This window comes from Alteromonas sp. Mac1, from assembly GCF_001562125.1.
GTDB classification, from domain to species: Bacteria; Pseudomonadota; Gammaproteobacteria; order Enterobacterales; family Alteromonadaceae; genus Alteromonas; species Alteromonas stellipolaris.
In genome coordinates this window covers 102,172-114,137 of sequence record NZ_CP013932.1, presented here as the reverse complement: position 1 = coordinate 114,137, position 11,966 = coordinate 102,172, and the positions used below count along the sequence as shown (strand labels likewise).

General features: G+C 45.6%; 8 protein-coding genes. All 8 read left to right on the top strand.

Going from position 1 to position 11,966, the window contains the following annotated elements:
* Window positions 1-101 precede the first annotated feature (101 nt).
* The 8 genes from AV939_RS00495 to dptF all read left to right on the top strand — a co-directional run bounded on the left by AV939_RS00495 (window position 102) and on the right by dptF (window position 11,965).
* Complete coding sequence (locus AV939_RS00495) at window positions 102-1,082, top strand: dipeptidase (RefSeq protein WP_057794910.1); 981 nt, start codon at window positions 102-104, stop codon at window positions 1,080-1,082.
* Complete coding sequence (locus tag AV939_RS00490; protein WP_231517555.1) at window positions 1,082-1,615, top strand: 4-vinyl reductase; 534 nt, start codon at window positions 1,082-1,084, stop codon at window positions 1,613-1,615. Before AV939_RS00495 ends, AV939_RS00490 begins: the two co-directional genes overlap by 1 nt.
* Window positions 1,616-1,672: 57 nt before the next feature.
* Entirely contained in the window at window positions 1,673-3,733 is a 2,061-nt protein-coding gene (gene dgcA, locus AV939_RS00485; protein WP_061996765.1) for a dimethylglycine demethylation protein DgcA, read from the top strand.
* Between the two features lie 117 nt (window positions 3,734-3,850).
* Window positions 3,851-5,938, top strand: coding sequence for a (Fe-S)-binding protein (locus AV939_RS00480; protein WP_082746009.1), 2,088 nt, complete (start codon window positions 3,851-3,853; stop codon window positions 5,936-5,938).
* Window positions 5,931-7,433, top strand: a complete 1,503-nt coding sequence (locus AV939_RS00475) for an electron transfer flavoprotein subunit alpha/FixB family protein (protein WP_082745999.1) — start codon at window positions 5,931-5,933, stop codon at window positions 7,431-7,433. The genes AV939_RS00480 and AV939_RS00475 overlap by 8 nt, the downstream gene beginning before the upstream one ends.
* A complete protein-coding gene (locus AV939_RS00470; protein ID WP_061996763.1) occupies window positions 7,426-8,274 on the top strand; it encodes a hypothetical protein in 849 nt (282 codons plus the stop codon). The genes AV939_RS00475 and AV939_RS00470 overlap by 8 nt, the downstream gene beginning before the upstream one ends.
* A gap of 103 nt (window positions 8,275-8,377) precedes the next feature.
* On the top strand, window positions 8,378-10,066 hold the full coding sequence (locus AV939_RS00465; protein ID WP_082745995.1) for an L-lactate permease: 1,689 nt from the start codon (window positions 8,378-8,380) through the stop codon (window positions 10,064-10,066).
* Between the two features lie 279 nt (window positions 10,067-10,345).
* Window positions 10,346-11,965, top strand: a complete 1,620-nt coding sequence (gene dptF, locus AV939_RS00460; RefSeq protein WP_061996761.1) for a DNA phosphorothioation-dependent restriction protein DptF — start codon at window positions 10,346-10,348, stop codon at window positions 11,963-11,965.
* Window position 11,966: the final 1 nt, after the last annotated feature.

The window sequence follows — 11,966 nt, the reverse complement described above, 5'->3', positions numbered from 1 at the left end:
CGTATTAGCTCTAATCGGCCAATTTGCTAGTGCTATTCTAATTTCCAAATTGTAAGCACAAAGCGCCTGTAAATAACCGCTTTTAGTAAAGGAATTTTCCCATGCAAGACGCTAAAGAGTTACACGACAGCTCGATAATATTCGACGGTTTAGTGATAGCCAAATGGAACCGAGATTTGTTTGAAGACATGCATCGCGGCGGCCTAACCGCAGCGAATTGTACGGTATCGGTATGGGAAGGTTTTAAAAGCACCATAGACAACATCGTGGAATTTAATCAGTTTTTTGAAACCGACAGTGACCTTATCATGCCGGTAACCAAAACTGCTGATATCGCCACCGCAAAAGCGCTTGGTAAAACTGGCATTATTTTAGGGTTTCAAAATGCGAATGCTTTTGAAGACCAAATTGGCTATGTAGAAATATTTAAGAAACTGGGTGTAGGCATAGTGCAAATGGCCTACAACACGCAAAACTTAGTAGGTACAGGTTGCTATGAACGAGACGGCGGCTTATCGGGTTTTGGCCGTGAAATTGTAGCTGAAATGAATCGCGTGGGCATTATGTGCGATTTAAGCCACGTGGGCCCACAAACCTCAATTGAGGTCATTGAAGCATCTACTAAACCTGTGTGTTACTCCCATTGTTTGCCATCAGGTTTAAAAGATCACCCCCGCAATAAGTCAGATGAAGAACTTAAATTTATTGCCGACAGAAACGGCTTCATTGGCGTAACCATGTTTGCTCCTTTTTTGGCAAAAGGTATCGATTCCACGGTAGACGACTACGTAGAAGCCATGGACTACGTGATTGATATTGCAGGGGAAGATTGCGTAGGTATTGGCACAGATTTCACTCAAGGCCACGATAAAGCCTTCTTCGACATGCTAACTCACGATAAAGGCTACGCACGTAACCTCACTAACTTTGGAAAAATTGTGAACCCGCTTGGTATTCGTACTCTTGGCGAGTTCCCCAATTTAACCGCCACCATGTTAAAGCACGGATGGTCGGAGCAAAAAATTAAAAAAGTGATGGGTGAAAACTGGGTTAACGTTTTAAAACAAGTGTGGGGAGAATAATGATGTCGTATCACAGCCCAGAAATGCCAATACAAGTAGACGATGAAACCGGTGTATGGACCACCGACGCCCTGCCCATGCTTTATGTACCACGTCACTTTTTTGTGAATAACCACATGGGCATTGAAGAAGAAATTGGCGCAGAAAAGTATGCCGACATTCTTTATAAAGCGGGCTATAAATCGGCTTATTACTGGTGCGAAAAAGAAGCAGAGGCCCACGGCATATCGGGCGAAGCGGTATTTGAGCATTACATGAAGCGTTTATCTCAGCGCGGCTGGGGTTTTTTCATTACCGAATCCCTAGACTTAGAAGCGGGCACTGCCCGAGTTCGCCTTGAAAACTCCGCTTTTGTGTATCAGTACGGCAACGTGAACCGCAAGGTCGACTACATGTTTACAGGCTGGTTTGCTGGCGCCATGGATCAAATTGCCCAAAGCCTAGGTTACACGGTGAAAACGCAAGCCGAGCAAACCCAATGCGCCGCCGAAGAAGGCTGTGATTATGGCATTTTTGAAGTGTCTCCTTTGTAGCCACAACCATATTGATTGAAACACGCAGTCGCAATACGCATTTCTTGAGGGAACACCATGGCGCAGTTTGAAGCCTTATTTAAGCCATTAGCAATTAATAAACTGACTATTCGAAACCGAGTAGTGAGTACGGCTCACGCAGAGGTGTATGCCACCGAAGGCGGTATGACCACAGAACGCTACGTAAAATATTACGAAGAGAAAGCCAAAGGTGGTGTAGGACTTTGTATTTGTGGCGGTTCGAGCGTGGTATCTATTGATAGCCCTCAAGATTGGTGGAAATCCGTTAATTTATCTACCGATCGTATAATCCCTCATTTTCAAAATTTAGCCGATGCTGTGCACAAACACGGCGGCAAAATTATGATTCAAATTACGCATATGGGCCGGCGTTCACGGTGGGACGGGGGCAATTGGAGCACCTTACTTAGCCCAAGTGGTATTCGTGAACCAGTACACCGTGCTACCTGTAAAACCATTGAAATAGAAGAAATGCAGCGCATTATTGGCGACTTCGCTAAAGCTGCAGGCCGGGCTAAAGCGGGCGGATTAGATGGCATTGAGCTTTCAGCAGTACATCAGCATCTAATCGATCAATTTTGGAGCCCTAGGGTAAACCAGCGCACCGACGAATGGGGCGGCAGCTTTGAAAACCGCATGCGCTTTGGCATGGAAGTACTAAAAGCAGTACGTGAAGAAGTAGGCCGCGATTTCGCCGTAGGTTTACGCATTACCGGCGATGAATTTCACGCCGATGGCCTTAATCACGACGACATGAAAGAAATAGCGGCCTATTACAACAATACCGGCCTACTCGACTTTTTTAGCGTAGTAGGCTCGGGCTGCGATACCCACAATACCCTTGCTAACGTTATTCCTAACATGAGCTACCCACCAGAGCCGTTTTTGCACTTAGCGGCAGGCATTAAAGAAGTGGTGAGTGTGCCGGTTATGCACGCACAAAACATTAAAGATCCTAACCAAGCGCAGCGCATATTAGAAGCGGGCTACGTAGACTTTGTGGGCATGACAAGAGCGCACATTGCCGACCCGCACCTCATAACCAAAATTAAGCTTAACCAAGTAGATCAAATAAAGCAGTGCGTGGGCGCGAACTATTGCATAGACCGCCAATACCAAGGGTTAGATGTACTGTGTATTCAAAACGCGGCTACTTCCCGTGAATCTACTATGCCCCATATTATTCAAAAAACCGACGGCCCTATTCGCACTGTAGTGATTATAGGCGGCGGCCCTGCGGGCATGGAAGCGGCGCGAGTTTGCGCTGAGCGCGGCCACAAAGTAACCCTAATAGAAAAAAGCAGTGAGCTAGGCGGGCAAATTACCATAGCTGCCAAAGCGCCGCAGCGGGACCAAATAGCGGGCATTACTCGCTGGTTCGCCCTAGAACTTGCACGCTTAGGGGTAGATATTCAGCTAAATACTGCCGCCGACGAAGCCAGTATTCGCGGGTTTAATGCTGATGTAGTCATTCTTGCCACCGGCGCGACACCATTCATTAACCAAAACCCACATTGGGGTGCTGATGACGGCTTAGTAGTGAGTTCATGGGATGTATTAAACGGCCACATTGAGCCGGGTAAAAATGTATTGGTGTACGACACCATTTGCGAATTCAGCGGCTTATCGGTTGCCGACTTCTTGGCCCACAATGGCGCATTAGTAGAAGTAGTTACCGATGATATTAAGCCAGGTGCAGCAGTAGGCGGCACCACCTTCCCAACTTATTACCGCAGCTTGTACGAGCGAGAAGTTATTATGACCTCTGACTTGTTACTAGAAAGGGTATACAAGGAAGGCGACAAGCTTGTGGCCGTGCTTGAAAACGAGTACACAGGGCAGCAAGAAGAACGCGTGGTTGACCAAGTTGTAGTAGAAAACGGCACCCGCCCCGACGAATTGCTGTACTACCAACTAAAACAAGACTCTCGCAATAAAGGGCAAATAGATATTGAAGCCCTATACGACGCAAAACCTCAGCCTATGCTTTTAGAAGAGGCCAGCGGCTATTTGCTGTATAGAATTGGCGACTGCGTGGCCCAGCGCAACACACACGCCGCCATTTATGACGCCCTAAGGCTATGCAAAGATTTCTAATATCAGAGGAAAGCTTGGCTTACTTCGCCTTCTTTTCCTCTTTGACCATATACGGCGCCAACCCTGCTAAGTGTTTGGCGATAAAAAACAAGAAATCGAACCACCATAGGCGTTGTCATGTTTGCTGATGATTTTTTACCGACTGTATTATTTGTACTGCTGTTAGTGTCGGTACTGCTTACGCTAATTGGCGCGGGACGCCGCGTGCGTTTATGGCGACAAGGTCAGGCTTCTACTGTGCATTGGGCTGGATTACTTTCTATTCCAAGGCGCTATTTGGTAGACCTTCATCACGTAGTTGCTAGCGACAAATACATTTCAAATACCCACGTGGCCACCGCAGGCGGCTTTGTTTTAACGACAATTTTAGTACTAAGCATTTACCTATTCGGCATAACAGGCTCTGTTTTAAACTATGCCTTGCTGGCCAGTAGCGCCCTTATGTTTATTGGCGCAGTTTTTGTATTTTTACGGCGTAGGAACCCACCGCCTAATTTGTCTAAAGGGCCGTGGTCGCGCCTACCCTATAGCTTGTTAACCTATGCAAGTAGCTTCTTTATTTTAAGTTTACCCGCCACCGGCTTGTTACCCGCAAACACAGGCGGTTGGTTGTTAGCCGTGGTGTTATTGCTTGGCATAACCTGGGGCGTGGGCGAAATGTATTTAGGCATGGCCTGGGGCGGGCCCATGAAACATGCCTTTGCTGGCGCGCTGCATTTAGGCTTTCACCGCAGGCAAGAACGTTTTGGCGGCGGGCGCTCAACAGGCCTAAAAAGTATTAACCTTGAAACAGCAAAGCTAGGCGTAGAAAAGCCTGAAGACTTTAAATGGAACCAGCTACTTAGTTTCGACGCATGCGTAGAATGCGGGCGATGCGAAAAAGCCTGCCCTGCCTTTGCTGCAGGCCAACCACTTAACCCCAAAAAGCTTATTCAAGACATGGTAGTTGGCATGGCCGGAGGTAGCGATGCGCAGTTTGCTGGCAGCCCCTACCCTGGCGTTAAAACGAGTACAGACAAAGCAGGCACTTATAAAGCCAGCACCTATAAAGGCAGCCCGATTATTCCTATAGTGAACGTGCTAGTACCTTCTGAAACCGTGTGGTCTTGCACCACCTGCCGCGCCTGTGTTCAAGAATGCCCCATGATGATTGAACATGTAGACGCCATTGTTGATATGCGCCGCTTCGAAACTTTAGAAAAAGGCCAAACACCGGGCAAAGGTGCTGAATTGCTCGAGAACTTAAAAACCACCGACAACCCCAACGGCTATGCCCCTAACAGCCGAATGAACTGGGCAGCAGATCAGAACTTACCGGTGTTTGGTACCCACGTAAATCAGGCTGATGTTTTGTTATGGATAGGCGATGCCGCTTTCGATATGCGAAACCAACGTACCTTGCGTGCCATGGTAAGTTTATTGCGCGCTGCTAACGTAGATTTTGCAGTATTGGGCGATAGCGAATGCGACAGTGGCGACCCCGCACGCAGACTAGGCGATGAAGCCACCTTCCAGCGTTTGGCGAAAACCAATATTGCCACCATGGCGCAATATCAATTTAAGCATATTGTTACCGCCGACCCCCACGCCTTTCATTGCCTTAAAAATGAATATAGTGATTTTGGCGGCCATTACGATGTGTATCACCACACCGGTTTTTTCGCAGATTTAGTAAAAAGCCAAAAGCTACGCTTAAGCACCGACAAAGCCTTATCGCTTACCTACCACGACCCATGCTATTTAGGACGATACAACGGCGAATACGACGCCCCTAGATACTTACTTGAAGCGATGGGTATTAACATAAAGGAAATGGAGCGAAGCAAAACAAAAGCCCGCTGTTGCGGCGGCGGTGGCGGCGCCCCCGTTACCGATATACCTGGCACGCAGCGCATTCCCGATATGCGAATGGAAGACGCCAAAGCAACCAAGGCAGACATTATCGCGGTAGGCTGCCCACAATGTAGCTTAATGCTAGAGGGGGTTGTAGAGCCACGCCCACAGGTAAAAGACATTGCCGAGTTAATGTTAGATGCACTTGTTTTAGATACGCAGCTTTTAGATACAAAGACTTTAGTTACACAGGCTTTAGTAGACGAAACTGCCGTTGATGTTCAAGGGGCACCGGTAAGCCGTCAGCCCACTGCGGCACTAGCGGCAGATGCGAAAGCTTCAGGCGAAATAGCGAGTACTGTCGATGTCTAACCTATATCGTCGCGACCCGCGAGCCCAGTGGATTGCCCGAAACAGGCTACATCCACTACACGTACCCGAAGGGCAATTAATTCAACGTGGCCCTACCGGTTTATTGCGTAAAAACGTACACGCCATCGGTTTTATTGGCCCGAATGGGTTAAAGCGAATTGATAGGTCGGGCGCTGCGGGCTCTTTCAAACAGCTAAACAGACAACCGGCTCAAGGTAGTAAGTCAGCCGCCCAAGAAGAAATTGTGCTACCGCTACACAAAGTAGCTAACCCAGATTTTTATATTCTAGTGGTGGTAGACGGCGTTTCAGGCCGATTATCTAGCCATGACAGAGATATCTTAGGCTTAGCCCATAAATTGGCAACCCAGCCTGCGACTATCGAAAATGACGCAGCTTTTGATAAAGGTACTGTAGACAACGAAGCACGCACAGGTGCAGGTGTAGATGCAGGTGTAGGTGTAGACCCAGGCGAAAGAACAGGCGCAGTAGTGGCGGTATTTTTCGATACCATTACCGAAGAAAAGCTAGACACCGCAGGCATAGACCGGCTGGTAAATTTTGAAGGCAACGAATATCAGCAATACAACCCTGAAAAGCGGTGCGCCGATTTATACAAGCTAGTAAACCAGATAAATCCTAAACATATTTTATTTCCAGATAGCATTCATGGCGGGGCAGATTTAGGCCGCCGACTAGCCGCAAAGCTTAATACCACGGTGGCCAGCAATGTGTGGAAAGTTAATGGTAACCAAATAGTATGCCGAGGCTCGGCAGGTAAAACCGACATTACCCGCCCAATTACAAACATTATGCTGGCATTAGAAGAATGCAATGAGCCGGTGAGTGATACTAGGCACGAATGCAAAGTGCTTGAGCAGCCACTTATTCCGCTTCCTAAACAGGCATCTGATCAAACACTAGAACAAGCGATAACAAATACCTACGAACAAAAAATTACAGACCTAGGCAATGAAAGCGTGAACCCTAACGATATTAATTTGGCCGAGGCTGGGTTTATATTATCTGGCGGTAACGGCATTACCGATTGGGATCAGTTTCACCACGCAGCCGCTATATTAGGCGCTACCGAAGGTGCAAGCCGTGTAGCGGTAGACGATGGCTTTATGCCACGCGAGCGACAAGTAGGCGCAACCGGCACCTGGGTTACAGCAAAGGTGTACATTGCGGTAGGTATATCTGGCGCAATTCAGCACATGCAAGGCATAGCACAGTGTGAAAAGGTCATTGCCATTAATACCGATGATAGCTGCGACATGGTTAAACGCGCCGATTTAAGTGCCATTGGCGATAGCCAAGAAATTCTAGCCGCCTTGCTTGCCTTAGTGAATGAGCAAAATGGCGATTTCAAACGCGATTTGAAAGGCGCTGTCGATGACGGACAAAAAAAGGAAAGCAATCCCACCAGCGAGCTTTTAGGTTTAAAACAGCATCGAGCAACGCCCAAGAACGCACCGGAGGCTCAGCATGCATAAACAGGCCGTTGAAGATAACGTGAATATAACCGTATTAGTGTCGGTAGGAGAGCACCCGCTATCAAAGCGCCCACGGCGAGCAGAACAAGACGCTAGAGCGTTAGAAATTGGGCTGAATGTACCTGATACCAACCTACAAGTTATGCACGCAGGCGCTGCAAACAATGTGCAAACCAATACCGTATTAAAAGACTATTTAGGTATGGGCTTACCCGAAATTAAGCTTTTAAACATACCGCATGAAAACGATAGCCTTACCGAGTTAATCAACACTTTTGATAAAAATATTCCCGATATTCTACTTACCGGAATACGCGCCGAAAACGGCGAATCGTCAGGCATGACACCTTATGTATTATCTGAAAAATTAGGCATGGCGTTAGTACCCAGCATAACCGAAATTTTATGCATTAATAAAACAGCCGGATACGCAGAACTATTGCAAGCCCTACCAAGAGGCCAGCGCAGAAAAATAAGCGTAAAACTGCCTTTTGTAGCAACTGTAGATATGGCCGCGCAAGCGCCACGACAAAGTGCTTTTGGTGCAGCCATGCGAGGTGAAATTACTGTAATAGATACCATCGCTGCCCCTACAGATTCGGCGGGTAGCGCATCTACTTCACCTGATTTAACAAACTGCGAAACCTTGCAAACCGAATGGAAAATAACCCCAGCTCAACCCCGCCCTAAACGGCTTAAAATTATTAAAGCCAAAACTGCAGCGGATAGATTCAAAGCCGCCACCGCCAAAGCCCAAGGCGGCGCAGGAAAGGTCATTTATAACAACCAAGAAGCAGCCGACGCTATTTTTAAAATGTTGAAAGATGAGAAGGTGTTGTAAAACTATTTAATTGCGCTGTAACTCAGATAGGCTAATAATTTGACTAGTTAATAAGCAACTAGCAAAGTATAAAGATGCTTACACTAAGCGAAACCTTCTCACTATGATGAATTTAGCGTTCTCTTACCTACCTCTTATTTTGCTTATTACCTTAATGGTAAAAAAGAACCCTATGCCATCTAGCAAAGCTTTACCTTTCAGCGCTGTAGTTGCTTATATGGTGGTGCTATTAGTATTTAAGCAAGATGCAAGGTTAGTGAATGCCAATGTAATAAGTGGTGCATTGCTAGCACTCACCCCGCTGTCTATTATTGCAGGCGCTATATTCCTTTTTAAATGCATGGAAATTACCGGTGCATTAGCTATTTTACGCAAAGCGCTAGACGGCGTAAGTGCAAACCCCGTAGCCCAGCTAATGATTGTGGGCTGGGCGTTTATGTTTCTAATTGAAGGTGCCAGTGGCTTTGGTACACCTGCCGCCATTGCCGCCCCCATACTGTACAGCCTTGGTTTTCCCGCGTTACGAGTGGCACTGTTCTGTTTAGTGCTTAATACCATTCCCGTTACTTTTGGAGCCATGGGCACACCCGTATGGTTTGGCTTATCGCTACTGGAACTACCTCAACAAAGCGTGCTAGAAATAGCCCAGCAAGCGGCCCTTATTAACACCATAGCCGCACCTATCATTGTGATATTGGCATTACGATTAGTAGTGAGCGATACCGCCGATATTAAAAAGAACCTACTTTTTATTCTACTTTCCACCTGCGCATGTACCCTGCCCTATTTGGGGCTAAGTTACTTCGGCGTGGAATTCCCTTCGTTACTGGGCGGGCTAATTGGCTTAGTTATTACCCTGTTACTGGCGAAGTATAAAGTAGGGACAGAGACAACAAATCAACTAGCAGCTAATCGACCCGCAGTTAATCGACCCGCAGCCACCGAACACCCCCCAAAACAAACCCCAGAACAAACCCCAGAGAATACGGTACCACTGAAAACGTTAATAAAAGCCGCGTTCCCGCTGTGGGGCACTGTGTTACTTTTGGTATTAACTCGCTTGCCCGAGCTAGGGTTAAAAGCACTTTTGCAAGCCACCGAACCTGCATTACACATTAGCCTAGGTTTTCTAGGCACCTTTCACATAAGCACCAGTTTAGTAGCCAGCTTAACCAGCATTTTAGATACCGCGGTAACCTGGAAACATAGTGTTTTATATATTCCGTCTATTATTCCTTTTGCAGTAACAGGCAGCGCGACCTTGTGGCTATTTCGTCATTCATCAGCACCGAACTCATTAAAAACAGCAAGCCAACAAACCCTAGCGCGTATGCGAACACCTTTATTCGCCATGCTAGGCGCGCTTGTTTTTGTGAACATGATGATGCTTGGCGACAGTTCTGGCCAAAACAGCGCAGCGGTAGCCCAAATAGGCCATCATCTGGCACAAATAACGGGCGCCAACTGGACATTCTTCGCCCCGCTTTTAGGTGCATTAGGTTCATTCTTTTCAGGGTCGGCCACTATTTCGAATTTAACCTTTGCGGGTATTCAAACCACCATTGCCGAACAACTGTCATTACCCCTTACCACTATATTGGCACTGCAAAGTGTAGGCGCCGCCATGGGCAACATGGTGTGCATAAATAACATAGTGGCCGTTACCGCTATTCTGGGTTTGCAAAACCGCGACGGCGACATTCTAAAAAGCACCTCATTGATACTGGCCGTGTTCGCTGTAGTTGCGGGGGGTATGGGTGTGTTGTTAGTTCGGGTTGGGGTTGGTGGGTAGCATCGCTAATACATTTTACACACGGTCTATCTCGAAATCGTAGATTGGTATATTATTTTTTGTAACACTAATCTCTCTGTCTATCATGATTTCAGCAAGGGTTTCACCGTCTATAAGAACTATCGATTAACAATAGAAAAAACATTGCCAGTAATGTAGATTAATACAAAAGTCTAAGTACAACCAAATAGTTACAAAACTATATCCTTACTTAGAATAATTTTAGAGCAGCAAGTGAACCGCTGTGTGTTGTCTAAAGAAATAGGGAGATTCATTCATATGAAAGGCAATGTAAGCTTCATAGAGGCTTTATCCATCTTATCAAAATCTTCCCCTTTTGCTGTCTCGACAGAAAACAGTGGTCAAAAGTCATCTCTTCTTAACGAAATTAAAGAATACTTATATATCCAGTCGCCTGTAGAGGAAAAAGTTCTCTCTACGATATCGTCACTTAGTACTCAAAATAAAAAAATTTTGTTTTTATGTGGAAGTAGCGGCGACGGAAAATCTGAAATTCTTACTCGATGTAAAAAGACTTTTGACTCAAGAGTGCGCTTCCACCTTGATGCTACGCACAGCTTTGATCCAAATGAAAATGCTATTCAAACTTTAGATCGCGAAATAGAAAGTTATCTATTAGGAGATACTCCTCTCGTCATTGGCATCAATACGGGCATGCTGGCTAACTACGCTGAAGAAGGCGCTAACGAAAATGTTGCTCAAAGTATAAAAGCATACTTAGATCGCCAGAGCTACAGTGATGAATTTATCTTCATCAACTTTGAGGACTTTCCCAAGTTTCTAATTGGTGATAATGAGTACCATGCTGAATTTCCGGAAAAGTTCCTAAAGCGAATTACACAGCAAAAAGATAATATCCTCCGTCAGCTATACGATAGAGATAAAGCGAATAAAAACGATGTAGACAGTAAAAGGCTATTCGCAAATTATGAGCTTTTAAGTCTGCCTTCTGTTCAGGCTGTAATAATTGATTTACTTTTTAAAGCCCGTTTGAAAAAAGATCAATTTCTAACTGCTAGGGCATTACTCGACTTCGTTTTTGGGCTTCTAGCTGGACCAGGCTACTTGTTCGACAACTTGTTTAGTGGCGGTGATAACGAGCTTGCAGAAAAGATTGCAGAATTCGATCCTGCAAATTTGAGAACCAAACAAATTGATAGGTTTATCTTAGCGTTTGAATTGAAGTTGACTGACAGTGACTTTGAAGACTTCAGGGAAGCGCTTATGAACATTGATATAAATAACGTAAAAAAAGCGCACTCATATCTAAGGCTCTTCTACGCTCTGAGGTACGGCAATTATGCCAATAACTATCACGCGAAATTCAGAAGCGACTTTTCAGAGTCACTAATCGAAAAGTACATTCACTGTTACAAGCTTCATCGTGATTTCAATGGCGACAAAGCAGAAAGAGAGCTTTTAAAGAACTTTTACAACAAGACTTTGATTCAAGCAGTTCGCAAACATATCAACCGAAATGCCCCATATTTGAGTAAAAATCAATACTTAACTGCCGAGGTTAACGGTTACCTACTGACTTCAAAGTTAGATATAAAGCCAGATTACAAGTCCATCCAAAACGATAAGCCTCAATCAGCTTCATATTTTAACGTTCATTTGAAGGTTAAAGTTAATGATAGTGAAGTTAAAATTAGGCCTATACCACTGAACATAAATTTACTTGGTTTATTAATCGAAATAGTGAGTGGTTTCAGACCCAACAAACATGACAAAAGCTCTATTGTCATTCTCGACGAATTAGTCGACGACATCACAAAAGTAGCCAATCAATCTCACGATATCCAAGTAGTAAGAGGGCGCAAGCGATTTGAGCTACGAAAAGTCGAAGACGATGATATTGAAGTAAGTGAGGTTTAAT